Annotated in this window: 16 protein-coding genes and 1 pseudogene; 9 read left to right on the forward strand and 8 right to left on the reverse strand. The window is 37.6% G+C overall.

What is annotated here, in order from left to right; all coding sequences use genetic code 11:
• Nucleotides 1-32: 32 nt before the first annotated feature.
• The 3 genes from VXS03_RS09740 to VXS03_RS09750 all read right to left on the reverse strand — a co-directional run bounded on the left by VXS03_RS09740 (nucleotide 33) and on the right by VXS03_RS09750 (nucleotide 4190).
• Nucleotides 33-1466 carry an amino acid permease gene (locus tag VXS03_RS09740; protein ID WP_327763500.1) on the reverse strand — a complete coding sequence of 478 codons (1434 nt, stop codon included), beginning with the start codon at nucleotides 1464-1466 and terminating at the stop codon, nucleotides 33-35.
• Nucleotides 1467-1890: 424 nt separating this feature from the next.
• Complete coding sequence (locus VXS03_RS09745; RefSeq protein WP_327763501.1) at nucleotides 1891-3195, reverse strand: inosine/guanosine kinase; 1305 nt, start codon at nucleotides 3193-3195, stop codon at nucleotides 1891-1893.
• Between the two features lie 296 nt (nucleotides 3196-3491).
• On the reverse strand, nucleotides 3492-4190 hold the full coding sequence (locus tag VXS03_RS09750; RefSeq protein ID WP_327763502.1) for a DUF2786 domain-containing protein: 699 nt from the start codon (nucleotides 4188-4190) through the stop codon (nucleotides 3492-3494).
• Nucleotides 4191-4753: 563 nt separating this feature from the next.
• On the opposite strand from VXS03_RS09750, the gene VXS03_RS09755 reads away from it, so the two are divergent.
• From VXS03_RS09755 to VXS03_RS09765, 3 genes and pseudogenes are all read left to right on the forward strand, one after another.
• Entirely contained in the window at nucleotides 4754-5428 is a 675-nt protein-coding gene (locus tag VXS03_RS09755; protein WP_327763503.1) for a haloacid dehalogenase type II, read from the forward strand.
• A 50-nt stretch (nucleotides 5429-5478) separates the two neighbouring features.
• Nucleotides 5479-6336: a glutathione-dependent disulfide-bond oxidoreductase gene (gene yghU / locus VXS03_RS09760; RefSeq protein WP_327763504.1), complete on the forward strand. Its 858-nt coding sequence runs from the start codon at nucleotides 5479-5481 to the stop codon at nucleotides 6334-6336.
• Nucleotides 6337-6470: 134 nt separating this feature from the next.
• A pseudogene (locus tag VXS03_RS09765) lies at nucleotides 6471-7173 on the forward strand (MOSC domain-containing protein).
• A gap of 115 nt (nucleotides 7174-7288) precedes the next feature.
• Here the strand turns inward: VXS03_RS09765 and VXS03_RS09770 are convergent.
• Entirely contained in the window at nucleotides 7289-7660 is a 372-nt protein-coding gene (locus VXS03_RS09770) for a DUF4156 domain-containing protein (protein WP_327763505.1), read from the reverse strand.
• Between the two features lie 182 nt (nucleotides 7661-7842).
• Nucleotides 7843-8145, reverse strand: coding sequence for a DUF3861 domain-containing protein (locus tag VXS03_RS09775; protein ID WP_327763507.1), 303 nt, complete (start codon nucleotides 8143-8145; stop codon nucleotides 7843-7845).
• A gap of 107 nt (nucleotides 8146-8252) precedes the next feature.
• Between VXS03_RS09775 and VXS03_RS09780 the strand changes: the two genes are divergently transcribed.
• Together VXS03_RS09780 and VXS03_RS09785 are read left to right on the forward strand one after the other, a co-directional pair.
• A complete protein-coding gene (locus VXS03_RS09780; protein WP_327763508.1) occupies nucleotides 8253-8681 on the forward strand; it encodes a MarR family winged helix-turn-helix transcriptional regulator in 429 nt (142 codons plus the stop codon).
• 65 nt (nucleotides 8682-8746) lie between these two features.
• A complete protein-coding gene (locus VXS03_RS09785) occupies nucleotides 8747-9706 on the forward strand; it encodes a hypothetical protein (protein WP_327763509.1) in 960 nt (319 codons plus the stop codon).
• Between the two features lie 114 nt (nucleotides 9707-9820).
• Here VXS03_RS09785 and VXS03_RS09790 read toward each other — a convergent pair whose 3' ends face one another.
• Together VXS03_RS09790 and VXS03_RS09795 are read right to left on the reverse strand one after the other, a co-directional pair.
• A complete protein-coding gene (locus tag VXS03_RS09790; RefSeq protein ID WP_327763510.1) occupies nucleotides 9821-10270 on the reverse strand; it encodes a DUF411 domain-containing protein in 450 nt (149 codons plus the stop codon).
• Between the two features lie 88 nt (nucleotides 10271-10358).
• Nucleotides 10359-10703: a hypothetical protein gene (locus tag VXS03_RS09795; RefSeq protein ID WP_327763511.1), complete on the reverse strand. Its 345-nt coding sequence runs from the start codon at nucleotides 10701-10703 to the stop codon at nucleotides 10359-10361.
• Between the two features lie 240 nt (nucleotides 10704-10943).
• Between VXS03_RS09795 and VXS03_RS09800 the strand changes: the two genes are divergently transcribed.
• Nucleotides 10944-11306: an XRE family transcriptional regulator gene (locus VXS03_RS09800; protein WP_327763513.1), complete on the forward strand. Its 363-nt coding sequence runs from the start codon at nucleotides 10944-10946 to the stop codon at nucleotides 11304-11306.
• Between the two features lie 86 nt (nucleotides 11307-11392).
• Here the strand turns inward: VXS03_RS09800 and VXS03_RS09805 are convergent, their stop codons facing one another.
• A complete protein-coding gene (locus VXS03_RS09805) occupies nucleotides 11393-12115 on the reverse strand; it encodes a phosphatase PAP2 family protein (RefSeq protein ID WP_327763514.1) in 723 nt (240 codons plus the stop codon).
• A gap of 453 nt (nucleotides 12116-12568) precedes the next feature.
• On the opposite strand from VXS03_RS09805, the gene nagE reads away from it, so the two are divergent.
• From nagE to VXS03_RS09820, 3 genes are all read left to right on the forward strand, one after another.
• Entirely contained in the window at nucleotides 12569-13951 is a 1383-nt protein-coding gene (gene nagE / locus VXS03_RS09810) for an N-acetylglucosamine-specific PTS transporter subunit IIBC (RefSeq protein ID WP_327763515.1), read from the forward strand.
• A 184-nt stretch (nucleotides 13952-14135) separates the two neighbouring features.
• Nucleotides 14136-14816: a response regulator transcription factor gene (locus VXS03_RS09815; RefSeq protein ID WP_327763516.1), complete on the forward strand. Its 681-nt coding sequence runs from the start codon at nucleotides 14136-14138 to the stop codon at nucleotides 14814-14816.
• Nucleotides 14797-16140, forward strand: coding sequence for a sensor histidine kinase (locus tag VXS03_RS09820; protein WP_327763518.1), 1344 nt, complete (start codon nucleotides 14797-14799; stop codon nucleotides 16138-16140). The genes VXS03_RS09815 and VXS03_RS09820 overlap by 20 nt, the downstream gene beginning before the upstream one ends.
• Nucleotides 16141-16191 lie beyond the last annotated feature (51 nt).

Genomic DNA, 16191 nt, shown 5'->3' on the forward strand with positions numbered 1-16191 from the left:
ATCGGCCTTTTGTTTTTTGGGGATAGGTCAAATTAGTGCGTTTGTGTGGTAATTTTAGTCTTTACTAATGTTGATGCTTTAGCTGTTTTTTTCTCAAAGCGAGAGATCCATAAGTAAGCCAATCCTGCAAATACTGCAGTCATAAATACATTAATAAAGAATGCTTTAACAAGATCGACACCAGGAGGGAAAGCCGAAGCTGTCATACTTACTATAAAGATGACAATCAATACTGACACCATCCCCATGCCAAATAGGCGCGAGCCCATACGGAAATCACGTGGTGTATCATCATGCTTAAGACGAAATACAAAGTAAGCAACCATGATAAAGATTGGCGGTAACATTGCAGTACCTGCGGTTAAGTTAATTGCTGTACTCATCATTTCTTGAACAGACTCAGAACCAAAACCGTTAGCAATTAACATCACTAATACAAATCCAAATTGCCACCATGCTGCACGAACGGGTACACCATGTTCATTTAGTTGCGTTGTTTTCTCACCATAAACACCTTCAGGGATCTCAGAGAAGTGAATTTTAACCGGTGCAGCTGTCCACATCATCATTGCACCGAACATGGCAATAAAGAGTACGACACCCACAAAACGGCCCACTAATGGTGCCGAGATATCAAAGTAATGTGCCATACCTGTGAAGATCTCAACCATACCGCCTGAATAGGTTAAGTCACCACGAGCCACAAATACGTTAACTAATAATGAACCAATCGCATACATGCTACCAATCAGCACTCCAGCAACAATGATCACTTTAATGAATGATTTTTGGCCACCTTTAACATCGTTTAAATAAGCGGCTGCGGTTTCTGCACCGCCAGCTGCTTGGAAAATCCAGCACATAATGCCCAATGTTGCCCAGTTAATGGTTGGCGTCATGGCTTCAAGTGTAATGGGCTCAGCTGGCGGAGCGTCACCATTTAATGCCATCAAGGCGCCGATAACATAAACAGCAAATAGGGCAAAGACACCGTAAGCTACGATTTCTGAAATTTTACCTAACCATGATGCACCTTTGGTAGAGATATGTGTCGCTGCAGCAAATAAGACAATTGAAATCATCGAGGTTACCATTGGCGAGAACGCATATTCATAACCAAGCATGGCATATGAAGCGTAAGCAATAACGTTTGGTAACAATGAGATAAACCAAAATAGATTTACAAACCAATATAAGAATGAGCCCATGTAAGCCGCTTTGGTACCCAGCGGTTTTTTGATCCAATCATACATACCTGATTCAGAGTTTTTATTGGCAGAGACAAATTCAGCAATAATGAAAACAAAAGGAATGAAATAAACTAATGTAGCAAAAAGAAAAATAGGTGCTGAGCTTAACCCTAATTCAATGTTGTTGTTAACGATATTACGGACATTGAATACAGCTGCAAATGTCATCGACAATAGAGCAAACTTTCCAATCGTACCGCGCATAGATTCAGACATAATATCCTCCATGAATCAGGTCGATGATAACGTAGATAGAAATGGGCTGGTTATCAACGGATGCGAGAAATAAATTACCGACTCAAAACACTCAAGTTATGAAGTCAGTTAACATGGAGTGGATTTTAGTAAAACTTTTACTAAAATGTAGTAATGAAAACGTTTTCCTTTAACTTGATCACAGTTTGTTGTTCATTAAATGTCGACGATGTGATGTAGTTAAAATTTGTTATTTGATGGTAAATATGACAGAAAAGTCACTAAAAATGCTTATAATTAGCCATGTTTTTTGGTCTTTATTATTTATTTCAATATATTACGGAAGGTGAGGTGAATAATTGGTTGCGGGTTATTTATAGCAAAATAGAGATAATAAAAAAGAGCGATAAATCGCTCTTTTTTAGAAAAAGGTAATCAGTATTGATTAACGTTCCCAGTAAGCTTCTTCTAAACAGTCTTCACGCTCAGGTAAACCATGAGAAAGACGAGGAGCATGTTGAATGAGCACTTCATAGCTTACACGGTTTGAGTATTGGCAAATTTGTGAGAACGAAGAGTAAGACAAGAATTGTGCAGTGTGTTTAGCAGAGTTTGGAACATTGATTTTATGGAAACGGTTAGCTGACATATCATGCAGCAGTGCAGATAAAGCGGCATCACCAGCACCATTAGTGTTTTTTATCTCCATCGGGCCACCAAGATAAGGGGCGATATGAGAGTAAACACGAACAGGGTTAACGCAATCAGCTTTCGCCATTGGACGGCTGAATTCATATTTATTAAATTCAGGAATACGACCCGGTAATAGTGGCAGTGTTGATTCGCGTTTTAGCTCCTCATCAGTATAACCCGCCATGTAAAGACCAGCAGGGCCTGCCGTACACAATACCATATCAACCCATTCTAGCGCTTTATCTGCCGCCATTAATGGATCTTTTTCGCCTGTCAGTGCTTCAGCTTCTTCTTCATTCATAGCGATACAAGTCACGTGTTCTTTGATGAATTCAATCCACCATTCACGTTTATCTTCAATCACATATTTAGTGCCAAGCGTCAATACAACCGGTACATTATTCTTTTTCGCAAACTCAATCGCTTTCAGCGCTGCGTCTTTCATTGGGTCGGTTGGCTTACCGCGAACCAAGTAAGAAGAGAGGACTAATGCTGAGGCTTGCTTAAATGCACATTCAGGAATACTTTCAGGACGTAATTGATTCATCTGTCCTTCATTAATTGCAAATGTACGTTCACCATCTTTAGTGATCAACGTGTAGCAACGACCAATAGGACCACAAACAGGTTGTAGATAATCAAGATCAATACGGCTAGATGTATTGCAAAGGTAGCGGTAAGCGTAAGATCCAATTTTTAGATCTTTACTCATTACGCCCAGTAAGATGGATTTATCATCAGCAAGAACAGAGTAGTTATGTAACGTATTACCAATAGTATCGCCAGGATATTCATGGCTGATCAGTTTACGTTCTTTTAACTCTTGGTATAGAAGTTCTGCTTTATCTTCATCAAGGACTAAAGAATGGCCTTTACTTAGAGCATGTCTGGCTAAGAAGTCATCGTCGACGCGCGCTTCAATATCCACAATTGTTTGACCTACGCCAACAAGATGTGATTTAGCTAGTGGGTTCTCTTGTTGAATTTGAACAACCAATGGATCGCGAGCATTGACAGGGAAGTAATGCTTTGACTTACGTTGACCAGGAAATTTCATGTCTAAAGGCTATAGAAATAAGGGATTTTGATTCATTCTATCATAAAAATGAGAGATAAATCTCACTTCTTTGATGTTCTTACATTGAAATTGATTCTTTTGCTGTTTTTTTAAACGACTTGTTCAAAAAGCTACGGTTAGATGCTAATAAAGTAAGTTTAATGGTGTTTTTATTGTTCAATTGGGATTTTTAACTATAAATAAAATACGCAGTCTTTACTGCTATAACTGGCTATAGCGATGAGTATTTATAAAAAAAGCCGCACAAGCGACTTTTTTGTTTAGAAACGATAAATCTAGTTTAAGCGTTTAAGCTCTTGTTGAGCACTGGTTCCACCGACAGGGCGGCTAACTGAAATAGAACGGCCTTTTTTCATGCCTTTTTCATAATCATCAGTCAGTGCTTTCATCGCTTCTTGAAGTTGTTTTTTAAAGGTTTCACGATCTAAATTTTCAAACTGTTTATCAATATAGTTTGCCATACGCTGATCGTGATCATCATCGGTATTTAATACAGGCAGTTTTTCTAATGCCCCTTCAAGCCAACCTGCTAAAAATGATGATACGCGACGGGTAACTTCAGATGTACTCGTTCCTGTTCCTGCAAAGCTATTACGGAATTGGCCTGTTTGCTGGTTCATTTCACGATAAACAATATCAAAGGCAAAAGCTGCAAAAATAGCGCGCTCAGCAGCACCAATAAATTCTGCTTGCTTTAGTCCCTTGTAATTAGTTAGAACGCACTCAACACCAAAACGACGATTAATACCACGAATAATTTTTAGAATTTGCGGGCTAATATCTGATGGCAATAATGTTTTAGACTTAGTTTTGCCCATCTTAATGAATTCGATATCGTCTTTTTCTAGACCATATTTGAGCATGAGGCGGTGAGCCATACGAATGGCTTGGGCTGCTTCGTTTACATTTGCTGAATTACCCAACTCAAGGCATTTTGCAATTTTCTTGAGGGCCTTTCGCTTCTGTTCTGACATTAAACATTCTCATGACTAAAAGAGGGCACATATTTTACCGCTTTATGGCCTCATACTACAAGTACGTAATTGTGATAACAGTACGAATTGGTATTAAATTCGGTAGGAGGTTGATATTTAGCCAGAAGAGACAGAAGAAATGGACAGCCTAATATTGCGCATCAATCATCAGTAACTACACTTAAGCTTCGTGTTGCTTATGGTGGGAAAAATGACAATCTCAAGACGTAAATTGATAGAGCCCCAAATCCCCCTTTTTATCATGTAATTAACCGCTGTGTACGTCGTGCTTACTTGTGTGGGGATAACCCATATAACAGTAAGAACTATCAGCATCGAAGAGATTGGATCGTAAATAAAATCAAACAATTATCGACAATATTTTGCATTGATGTTTGTGCTTATGCGGTGATGAGTAATCATTATCATCTAGTGCTTAAAATATAACACTTACTTAATCGGTATACGGAATATTGGACAAGTTGAATTATCAATGTTAAGTATAGTTATTCTACGATAAGGATGTCGTTTAAGCGTTTTAACTTATTGTTAAGAGTCATTATATGAACAAGAAAGTAATACTTTTTGATATAAATGAAACAGTTTTAAATTTAGGGGTTTTAAAGCCAATATTTAAGGCGACTTTTGATAGCGATGATGCGCTATCTTTATGGTTTTCAAAGCTTCTGCATCTTTCTACGGTCTGTATTACTACAATAGTTAAAAGCAATTTTGCAGAGCTAGCCCGCATTACTCTTGATACGGTTGCTGCTCATTATAAAATTCAGCTAACAGAAGGGCGCCTAATCGAACTACTTGACGCTTTTTCAAATTTATCGCCTTATTCTGATATAAAGCCTGCGCTTAGTCGGTTACGTCAACACGGATTTAAAGTTATCGCTTTATCGAACTCATCATCAATGCTTATTGCGGCACAAATAAAATACGCACAATTAACCGATTATTTTGATGACATTATTTCAGTAGAAGAGACCGGAAGTTTTAAGCCTGATCCTCGTGTTTATGCATTTGCTGCTCAAAAATTACAACAACCAATTGATCAATTATGCTTAGTTGCAACCCATGACTGGGATACACATGGCGCTTTATCTGCAGGTTTAAATGCAGCTTATATTGATAGAACTGGTGTGCCGTATAATCCGTTGTATTTAAAACCAAAAATGTATTCAAATTCAATGATGGATCTTATTGATATGATCATTGCAGATAAACAATAACGTAATCAACTCGACTATTAGTAAACAAATAATAATTGTTAGGAGTTAATATGACAAATCAATACATTCCACCTAAACAATGGCAATTTGATAATAATAATGGTGGTCAATGGGCACAGATCAATCGTCCAGTGTCAGGTGCTACACATAATAAGGCATTGCCTATTGGTAAGCATCCATTACAGCTTTACTCTATGGGGACACCCAACGGCCAAAAAATCACCATCATGCTTGAAGAGTTGTTAGCTGCGGGTAAATCAGATGCTGACTATGACGCACATTTAATTAATATCTCAGCAGGAGATCAGTTCTCTTCTGGTTTTGTTGCTATTAACCCGAACTCTAAAATTCCAGCCTTAGTCGATCATTCACAGGATCTGGCGGTTAACGTTTTTGAGTCGGGTTCAATCTTATTTTATTTAGCTGAAAAATTTGACCTGTTTTTACCTAAGTCAGTTAATGAACGAACACAAGTAATGAATTGGCTCTTTTGGTTACAAGGTTCCGCACCTTATCTAGGTGGTGGCTTTGGTCATTTTTATGCTTATGCTCCTGAAAAATTAGAATACCCAATTAATCGTTTTACGATGGAAGTGAAGCGCCAATTAGATGTGTTAGATAAGCAACTTGCGTCTCATCAGTATATTGCCGGTGATAAGTACACTATTGCGGATATTGCAATGTGGCCATGGTATGGCAATTTAGTTTTAGGACATCTTTATGATGCGAGTGAATTTCTCGATGTGGCAAGCTATGTCTATGTTCAACGCTGGGCAACAATGATACTAAATCGTCCGGCGGTACAAAGAGGGCGAATCGTAAATCGAACCTGGGGAGAAGTGTGGGAACAATTGCCTGAACGTCATGATGCTCAAGAGATTACTGATGTGTTATCACAGAAGCCTTAGCTAATATTTGGGCAGTCATTAAAAATAGTGACTGTCCTAAACTTATAAACTTAGTGTGGAATTTAGTTCGAATTTTTAAGGTTTAGTGTAGTGTCAAACATTATACCCATACCCAGTAAGTAAACGAGGAGTGTATGGCAAAAGAAAACTATCTTAATAGTATTTACCGTGGAAATGTTGAATTTTGCTATGGATTACAAACGGCGATAGATAAGTCTTTAGCTAAAGGTCGTTTATATCTTTCATTTGAAGGACTAGAAGGTGATGAATGCGCAGATTTACGTCATCATGGTGGCGTAGAACGTGCGTTACATCAATATCCTTTAGAGCATTATGCTTATTGGAAACAAAAATATAATATTGATATTGATTGGGTAGCCCCTGGAATGGGGGAAAACCTGAGTTCTAACGGTATGACGGAAGAAACGGTATGTTTGGGGGATCGTTATCAATGGGGGGGAAGCGGTTATTGAAGTAAGCCAACCACGCTCACCATGTTTTAAATTAAATAAACGTTGGGGCATTGATGATTTTTCTATGGATATGCAAGAGATGAGTCGTTGTGGTTGGTTATATCGTGTTATTCAACCTGGAATGGTTAGTGTCGATGATCCTCTGGTATTAATTTCTCAAGAACCTAATGCGATGACGCTACGTGAAGTCTGCGATATTTTCTTTGGTGATCCGTTAAATAAAGAGGGGCTATTAAAATTAAAACAACAACGTAATTTATCTGATAGCTGGGCATCTAAAGTCATTGCCCGTCTTGAAAATAATGAAGTAGAGCGTTGGGATTTTAGATTGCTAGGCCATGATCTCATTGACTCTAATCGTTAAGGTGCTATTGCAATATTATTGTCATAACGCAACACACACCTTAAAGGTATTGAGGAAACATAGGATCATTGAATTTTAGGACTGTCATTAGGCAGATGGCTGTCCTAAATGTCTATCACAGCTTATTTATTGCTGGTTTACCTAATGTTTCTGATACGTTTTTACATAGATAAGCATTAGCAAACATAGTTACAGAGCTTGAAAAATCAAGAGGTTGATAGAGATACACGGTATTTGCACCTAATGCAGCCGCTTTAATGCGCATTTGGTTTATTGCTCCCCAGACCATATCTTTATCTGCATGGAACCAATAGTCATAAAAATGGCCTTCTGAGCCATATACAATACCTAAACGCTCACAGTTCTCTATTGCTTTTACATCATCCCAAACGACATCAACATTGGTTGATTCAGTCGTCGGGAAAGTGACACAGCCACTTAATAGTAGTGTTGAGGCTAACATTGAGCTAACTATCAGTTTTTTCATGTAAAGATCACGGACAAAATAAATGTCGCGCGAGTGTATTTAAAACAAAACCATTAGCAAGAAAATAAAATCAATATTCAGATCGCTGCAACATTAATTAATGAGTATTTTAATATTATGCGCAACTTAGTCTCGGTATTGCTGTTTGTAGCAATTTAAGAACGGTATTTAAGTTAGTGATATTACTTATCAATTAATGATTGCTTGACTGTATTTTTCAACGCCTGCATAAATGTTTTAAAATGAGGCATAAAGTCAGCAAAAAGCGGGTGTTTACGATTCATCATCATAACTGGACCTAATAATCGCAGAGCAACACCAACTCTTGTTGCTTGTGTTGCATCTAATTCACTGCCTTTTTTTAAATTTTCAACGATCTTAAACAGATCTTCTCTATCTTGAAACTCAAATTGCATGCTTTGGTCGGTAGATGATTGAGATTCGATCTCTTCAATAGTGATTCGATAGGTTTTTTTATTAGACATAATTGGACTCTTATTTGAAATAAAGCAAAATGTGATTGATAATGTCAACTATACTTAATTTTGGTTGATTTTGTCAACTATGTATTTATCGACACGAGGGAAATGTAATGGCTAATAACAAAACGCTAGATAACTTATTTCAATTGGTACATGCGTTAAAACGTCAATTGCATGAACAGATTGAACAACTTGATCTCGGTGTGACGCCGATGCATGTTCGAGTGATTAAGATCATTAACAAAATGACACCATGTACAGCTATTGATATAGCAACAATGTTAGAACGCGATAAAGCACAAATCACTCGTTTAGTTAACACATTAATAGAAAAAGAATTTATTACTAAAATAGCGAATCCAACAGACAAGCGCAGTTCATATTTATGTGTTACCGAGCGTGGTATGGAAATTGTTGAAAAGTTGGCTGTGATTGATAATGCTATGCAGGAAACTATCACAAAAAATATTAGTCTAGATGAGATGACTGTATTTCAACAGTTAGCTGATAAAATGACGAATAACCTTCGTCATAAATAACCTTGTTGTTGAGTGACAGTCTTTGCATAATACTCAACGTATTTTAACTTACAAATAGCAGATAAATGACTTCTTCATACCATAATATTGATGTGCCTTTTGACTACCGTCATACCTGCTGGTTTTGCGGTGAACCGTATTTTGATAGTCATGCTTTTATGGCTGTCCCAAATTATGATAATCAATCCTTGCCGATTATGCTGCCGTGTTGCCAAGAATGCTATGCTTTTGCTAACGCGGTAAAGGTCAGTAGCTTAGATTTGCTGCGCGATAAAGTGAAACAACAACTACACAAGAAATACCATAAGCATCTTCAAATTGGCGTTAACTGGACCAAAGAAGAACTTGAATCATCAGAAATGGATGGTAAAGCTTTAGAAGGTTTCCGTCTTAGTGGCTGGAAAATGTTTGAAATAGCTAAAGATCGAGTCAATTATGCAGGATGGCCGATCAATATTGATGGTTTGCCTTGCTATGATGTGACAACGACATTTCAATTTGAATATGATGGCATTATATATACAAGCTTAAACCATGCTGTAACTCAGTTAGCTGCCTTATATGCGATTCCACAGCCTTACCTTGAGCAAGTCATTGAGTTGGTGGGGCGTGAAAAAATGACTTATGCCTTACGTTTTTGTAAAACGACGTATGGTTATTCAACGGCAGAACGTGAATCAAGTTTGGCTAGTCTACGTGCGTTATTGGCAGAAGAACAGGCAAATGCACAAGTATCACACCGCTTAGTGCCAGAACGACGTAAGATTGCATTGGCTAACATTAAACAATTGATGTTGTATCGCACTATTATTGCACCACATGCTATTCAATGGGCATTAGAGCGGGGTATTCAAACGTTAGTTGAGTTGGCTGATTATGAAGATGTGTTTTTTGAACATTTTGGTAAAGATTCAGAGCTGACGGCATTTACTTATTTTAATGGCTTGCAAATTTACTTTGAAAAACGCGAATTAGATCCATTATGGGCAGAAAATGATGATCCTAATCGAGCCTTATTTCAGTAAAAGAAATCAATAAATAAGCCCGTTGATGTGTTAACTCTTTTAGGTGTAAACAAGGTCAACGGGCTTTTTTATTTTACTATTGCTGTTTAATTGGAAGGTAATAGATGCATATGATTAATTGTGTTTAGCCCATACCATTGTTCGACCTTTATCATCAAAAGCGACCACATTATAACTGTCTTTTTGATCGCCATATTCCATGCCAGGTGATCCTACCGGCATTCCACCTACCGCTAGACCTTTCATTCGTGTTGGTTTGCTCGCTAAAAAGCGCTTGATATCAGCTGCAGGAATGTGACCTTCAAAGGTATATCCTTCAATTTGAGCTGTATGACAAGATGCGTATTCAGGCATAACCCCCAGCTTTATTTTGGTTGGCGTGAGGTTTTCTTGATAAACGTTTTCTAACTCAAAGCCATTATCTTTCATATGAGTGACCCACTCTTTACAGCAGCCACAGTAGGGAGATAAGTAATTCGTGCCTTTGATTATTGGTGTCGTTGCCGCAGTTGTTGTTGCTGAAACCAAAAGAGCACAAGCTAAAAGAGTACGTGTGATGATCATAATACAATTCCTAAATAACGCGATGCATGCCATTACGATATAGCTGCAATTAATGAAGTAAGTAACGTGGTGTACGTGGATAAAATACTTACGCCATTGGCGGTTTTAGCAAGGGCTCATGATAATAACGAGGAGAATGGCACAATCCACTAACGAGTGTTTCTGTGCTACGGAGAGATTGGAAACTAAAATTAGAGAGTAATGCTGGCTGATACTGCGATGAACAATCACTATCATTACAGTCATCGCTGCAATTAGCGATAAGTGAGTGGGTTACAACCTTTGTACTATCACAACAGCTAGCCATTTCGATCTCACTACAATGCGTCATTGGCGTTGGAATTATTGTTGTCGTGTGCGCATACACTGTATTGGTTAATACAGTAATGATTAGCACGCTATATACAATAAAAGACAACCAAGAACGTAACATTTCAGTTTCATGATCCTTAAAGATTTTTGTGCATTATAGGTTTAATACGCAATTCAACAATGAATAACTTGTAAAAAAGTATTAAATATACCTATATTACATTGCTTGTATGAATAGCTGACACATATTCTTACAGCTAATTTATGGATGAAAAAAATCAATTCGTTTAAATTCACCTTGCGCAGTGTGATGAATAACGTTGGGTTTATTCAATGTATTAAAGCGCTTTTAGGAAAGAAAATGCAATATACTGAAAAAGATCGTAGAGTTTTGCACGATACATGGATGAGCTACAAAGCCAAAATGCGTATAACTCAAATTGAAATGGCTAAAAAGCTAGAGTTAACGCAACTTGAATTTTCAGACATTCTTCGAGGGGATGCTGTTATTCAACATCAGTTTGTTAATGACTTCTGTGGCATTTTAAATATTGATCCAGTGTTAATACTTCCTTCTTTACGTGAAGCAGTACAAAAAGGATCATTAGCAAATTCTATCGTTAAGAATACTTTTATCTTTGATGGTGAAATTAAGAAAGTAACGTATGTTGGTAATCAACTTGTTGTTGAATACGAGCATAAACCAAGTATTAATGATGTCTGATGTAACGTTTTCTATTCTTTAAAAAACATTTAAAAAAAGGCTCATAGCATAATGCGATGAGCCTTTTTTAATGCATTTGTTTTATTCTATTTATTGTTTTTCTTAGTGTTTTCGTCCCACTCAGGAACTAAGAAATAAAGTACTGCTGCGGCAAGTATTGAGCCCATTACATCTGAGGGGAAGTGCATTCCTAGCCATAAACGGCTAATACCAACTCCTGTTGCCCAAATAATTAATCCTCCCGCTAAAAGATATTTACCACGGCGAATAAAGAATCCGCCCCAGAATAAAACACAGATAGCAGCAAAAATAGTATGGCCCGATGGGAAAGAATAGTTCGTTTCTCCCTCCCAACTGCGTAAACGCCAAGAACTGATGTAAGCAGAGGCTTCTTTTACAACGTTATCTTTAGCTGCTGTATCTAATGCATAGAAAGCTTCAGGGGAGTCGACTAAATGTAGGCGTTGTAATTCATAACTATAAGGACGAGGAATGGCTGTCTCGTGTTTTAGTACTGTTTTAGTTACGAAACTTAAGACTAATAAAATACCAAATTGAATCCATACTTTAGTGATTGTTTTCTTTGGTAAGCGCATAAAGACAGGCGACAGACATAGTAGTGCTGCAGTGATAAGGAAGAATGGACTGCCTGCGCTGTCAGTAAGTAGTGCAAATGTAATGCCAGCTGAATTACTTACCGGTGTTGTGAATGCTGGTATTGGAAAAATATGAATTGCGGTAAAAAGTAATATAGCAAATAAACCTAAGGCACAAAAATTAGGTAATTTTTTAGATATAAAAGTCATCATGGAGAGAATTCAATCTTGTCATTTAATAATAATTAAGTAAGCCATAAAAAAAACTGCCGACTGTCATAAAATTGACAGTTTTTTCATGATTTAAAACGGCTGCCTTTTTCGCATAAATTGTACAAAATGTCATTAAGAAAATTGTTGAATAACAACTTCTATACGTATTTGTCAGGGAAGGTTCATATTTCTGGTCTGTTCAACAATAATACAATAAAACACACTCATAAAATTTACAATTATAGTGGTTGGTTAGATGTTAAATTTGTAAGTTTAGTGAGTGTGTTTTAGTGAACTTTCTTAATTTGTGAAGGTTGTCACGTGAAAATGCGCCAACATTAAGAAAACTTAATGTTTATCTTAAACTAAGTTTAGCTAACTACTGTATGGTTAGCACATGCTTAAACGACATATGTTGTTTATTAATTTTGATGTAATGATATGGAGAAGGGAATGAGTATTCTTGGACATTTCCAAAAGCTCGGAAACGCGATAATGTTTCCAATTGCAGTATTACCTATTGCTGGTATTTTATTGCGTATTGGACAACCCGATCTATTAAATATACCTTTTATTGCAGCAGGTGGTCAGGCGGTTTTCACCAACTTAGCACTTCTATTTGCAATGGGTGTTGCTGGTGGTTTTTCAAAAGATAACTCGGCAGCTGCTGCAATAGCCGCAGCGGTGGGTTATTTCATTATGATGGCTGCGATTAAAACACTTAATGCTGATGTCGATCCAGGTGTTGCCGGTGGTATCATTATTGGTGTGTGTGCTGGTCTACTATATAACCGTTTCCACGCAATCAAATTGCCAGAGTTCCTAGGCTTCTTTGGTGGTAAACGTTTTGTTCCTATCATTACTGGTTTAGTTGCATTGATTCTTGCTTTTGCATTCAGTGTAGTATGGCCTCCAATTCAAGGTGGTATTAACCATTTAGGTCAATGGATCCTGACAAGTGGCGTACCTGGTGAATTTGTATATGGTGTTGCTAACCGTCTATTGATTCCACTTGGTTTGCACCACATTCTTAACAGTATGGTTTGGTTTGTGTTTGGTAACTACACAGATCCTGCTACTGGCCAAGTAGTTACAGGTGAAATCTCACGCTTCTTTGCGGGTGACCCATCTGCGGGACGTATTCTAAGTGGTTTCTTCCCAGTAGTAATGTTTGGTCTTCCAAGTGCTGCATTAGCTTTCTATGTAACAGCTAAGAAAGAGAACAAGAAAGTGGTTGGTGGTATGTTATTGAGTGTGGCATTAACTGCCTTCTTAACAGGTATCACTGAACCAATTGAATTCATGTTCATGTTCCTAGCACCTGGCTTGTATGTTGTTCACGCTATATTGATGGGTCTTAGTATTGTTGTTGCATCAATGCTTAATATCCACATGGCGTTTAGCTTCTCATCTGGCTTGATTGATTACATTCTGAACTTTAACGCTCCAGCAGCACATAATTCATGGGAAATTATTCCAATGGGTCTAGTGGTTGGTGCGCTTTACTTCGTGATCTTTGTTGGTGCAATTAAGATGTTCAATCTTAAAACACCAGGTCGTGAAGATGCACCAGAAGAAAATTCAAACCCAGATTCAGATAGCAAAGCTGATTTAGCAGAACAATACCTAGCAGCGCTAGGTGGTAAAGATAACTTAACCGATATCTCTGCTTGTATCACTCGCCTTCGTCTAGGTATTGTTGACCGTTCAATCATCAATGATGCAAAACTTAAACAGTTAGGCGCTAAGGGTGTTGTTAACGTAGGTTCAAATAACCTTCAAGTTATCTTAGGTCCACAAGCTGAAATTATTGCTAACCAAATGAAAGCACTTTAAGTCATCATTAGTTAAGCAAAATACAGTCTTCGCGATTTCATAACTTCCCCCTATGGTCGCGTAAAACGGTCTACCTTTGGTAGGCCGTTTTTTTATATCTAAAAAATAGAAGTGGACTGTGTATAATACTGACGTGCTACGAATAAAGCATGAATAAGTGATTAGCTCTAGGTTTAGGCATGAAATGAAAATATTAATAATTGAAGATGATCTTACTACTCGAGAATTTGTTGCGAGAGGATTACGAGAGCACGGATTTGTAGTGGATGAAGCTGAGGATGGTCATCAAGGTTTAATGATGGCAACCAGTTGTGAATACCAGCTGATTATTTTAGACCGTATGTTACCTCAATTAGATGGTATAAAAGTGCTTGGTGCATTAAGAGCAACCGAAAATCATACGCCAGTGCTTATATTAAGTGCAATGGATAGCGTTGAAGATCGTGTTGTCGGTTTAACCTCGGGAAGTGATGATTATCTGACGAAGCCTTTTGCTTTAGCTGAGCTTGTTGCTCGTGCCAATATTCTTGTTAAACGTAATCAATTCGTTGCTGCAACGGTGTCGTCTGAATATAGCTATGATGATTTACGATTAGATATTAAATCACACCGTGTATGGCGTGGTTCTAGACTGATTAACTTACAGCAAAAAGAGTTCTTGTTGCTGCAATATTTGATGGAGCACGTTGAAAGTGTTGTATCTCGTATGAGTTTATTTGAATCAGTTTGGAGCTACCATTTTGATCCAAAAACCAATGTTATTGATGTGCATATTGCTAATTTACGGAAAAAATTAGAACAAGAAGGAGAGCCGAGTCTCATTCATACTGTTCGAGGTGCTGGTTATGTCTTACGCCGGGTCTGAAAACCTGTCGAGATCAACTATTTTTAAAGTGTTGATGTATTTTATTACCTGTGTCGCTTTTATTTTTATTCTATTTATCAATCAGGTAGTGGTTAGTTCAGAAACGTTTTATCACCAACAATTAAAACGTGATTTGGTTAATGAAGCGAATTTGTTTTCGATGATTGTTAATAAGGGCGACAGTGGCGCATTATACCGAACAATAGCGCAACGTAAAAAAAGCAATGCAACATTTAGTTATATTGTACAGCCAACGAAACAGCTTGATAAAGAGCTATTAATTTACCCGACAGCTTCTTTTATCTTTGGGCATGGAAGTAAAACATCCCAATTATCTCAAGTAGTGCCATTGCCTTTGGGAATGGAGTTAGTCATAAAGATTAATCCTCAATTTATGCAATCGTACCGGCAAACGGTTATTCCAATGTTACTTTCTGGAATCGCGGTTCCTGTGATTCTTATGCTGGCTGGTGCTTCGCTATTTGCTGTGGTTATATTAAAGAAATTAGCTCGAGTTAATCAGGCAATGAATCGCGTTATATTGGGTGAAAAAGGGGTTAAGTTACCGGTTAGTGCTAATGATGATGAATTTGATGTGTTAGCAATGCATCTTAATTTTATGATTGAGCAAGTAGAGAAAAAAGAAACATCGCTAAAAGCTCTATCCGTTGGTATGGCACATGATTTACGTACCCCAATAGCTCGAATGAAGCTACGCTTAGAACGATTACTGACACAAAATACGGCGCCACATACCAAAGAATTAGAAGCATGCCATGATGACTTGGAAGTATTGTTAAGTATGTTCAATGGCATGCTTGAAATTGCGAATTTAAACAGTGGCAAGCAGCATATAGATAAAGAGTGGGTTGATTTATCTCAAGTTTGTCAAGATGTGGTTGAATTTTTATTACCTATTTCAGATGAAAAACAACAGCAATTGACCTTTAGAGAAGATCAACCATACCGTTTACAAGGTGAACCAAGTTTATTATTTAGAGCAGTATACAACTTGGTTGAAAACGCAATTAAATATACACCGGAGCAAGGTGTGATTGACGTGATTGTTGATCATTTTGGTGTGGTTGTTATTGATAACGGTATGGGGGTTTCTGATGAAGACAAACAACGTATTCGTGAGCCTATGTTCCGTGCAGATCGTAGTCGAACTCATCAAGGTTTTGGGCTAGGGTTATCGTTAGTTGAAGCGGTAGTTATTCGGCATAATGGCGAGTTAGTTTTCAGTGATAATAATCCAGGATTACGGTCGCGACTGTATCTACCGCTTGCCTCCGAATTAGCCACAGAGAACGATGAAATATAACAAAAGATCATGGTATCAAAAAAGCCCAATCGGTTGTCGATTGGGCTTTTT

This window comes from Photobacterium sp. S4TG1 (genome assembly GCF_036040035.1).
Lineage (GTDB): Bacteria > Pseudomonadota > Gammaproteobacteria > Enterobacterales > Vibrionaceae > Photobacterium.

What these genes read in the sequence shown, in the direction of transcription:
- VXS03_RS09740 (WP_327763500.1), bottom strand. Translation starts at nt 1,466, where the DNA reads ATGTCTGAATCTATGCGCGGTACGATTGGAAAGTTTGCTCTATTGTCG.
- VXS03_RS09745 (WP_327763501.1), bottom strand. Translation starts at nt 3,195, where the DNA reads ATGAAATTTCCTGGTCAACGTAAGTCAAAGCATTACTTCCCTGTCAAT.
- VXS03_RS09750 (WP_327763502.1), bottom strand. Translation starts at nt 4,190, where the DNA reads ATGTCAGAACAGAAGCGAAAGGCCCTCAAGAAAATTGCAAAATGCCTT.
- VXS03_RS09755 (WP_327763503.1), top strand. Translation starts at nt 4,754, where the DNA reads ATGAACAAGAAAGTAATACTTTTTGATATAAATGAAACAGTTTTAAAT.
- yghU (WP_327763504.1), top strand. Translation starts at nt 5,479, where the DNA reads ATGACAAATCAATACATTCCACCTAAACAATGGCAATTTGATAATAAT.
- VXS03_RS09770 (WP_327763505.1), bottom strand. Translation starts at nt 7,660, where the DNA reads ATGAAAAAACTGATAGTTAGCTCAATGTTAGCCTCAACACTACTATTA.
- VXS03_RS09775 (WP_327763507.1), bottom strand. Translation starts at nt 8,145, where the DNA reads ATGTCTAATAAAAAAACCTATCGAATCACTATTGAAGAGATCGAATCT.
- VXS03_RS09780 (WP_327763508.1), top strand. Translation starts at nt 8,253, where the DNA reads ATGGCTAATAACAAAACGCTAGATAACTTATTTCAATTGGTACATGCG.
- VXS03_RS09785 (WP_327763509.1), top strand. Translation starts at nt 8,747, where the DNA reads ATGACTTCTTCATACCATAATATTGATGTGCCTTTTGACTACCGTCAT.
- VXS03_RS09790 (WP_327763510.1), bottom strand. Translation starts at nt 10,270, where the DNA reads ATGATCATCACACGTACTCTTTTAGCTTGTGCTCTTTTGGTTTCAGCA.
- VXS03_RS09795 (WP_327763511.1), bottom strand. Translation starts at nt 10,703, where the DNA reads ATGTTACGTTCTTGGTTGTCTTTTATTGTATATAGCGTGCTAATCATT.
- VXS03_RS09800 (WP_327763513.1), top strand. Translation starts at nt 10,944, where the DNA reads ATGCAATATACTGAAAAAGATCGTAGAGTTTTGCACGATACATGGATG.
- VXS03_RS09805 (WP_327763514.1), bottom strand. Translation starts at nt 12,115, where the DNA reads ATGATGACTTTTATATCTAAAAAATTACCTAATTTTTGTGCCTTAGGT.
- nagE (WP_327763515.1), top strand. Translation starts at nt 12,569, where the DNA reads ATGAGTATTCTTGGACATTTCCAAAAGCTCGGAAACGCGATAATGTTT.
- VXS03_RS09815 (WP_327763516.1), top strand. Translation starts at nt 14,136, where the DNA reads ATGAAAATATTAATAATTGAAGATGATCTTACTACTCGAGAATTTGTT.
- VXS03_RS09820 (WP_327763518.1), top strand. Translation starts at nt 14,797, where the DNA reads ATGTCTTACGCCGGGTCTGAAAACCTGTCGAGATCAACTATTTTTAAA.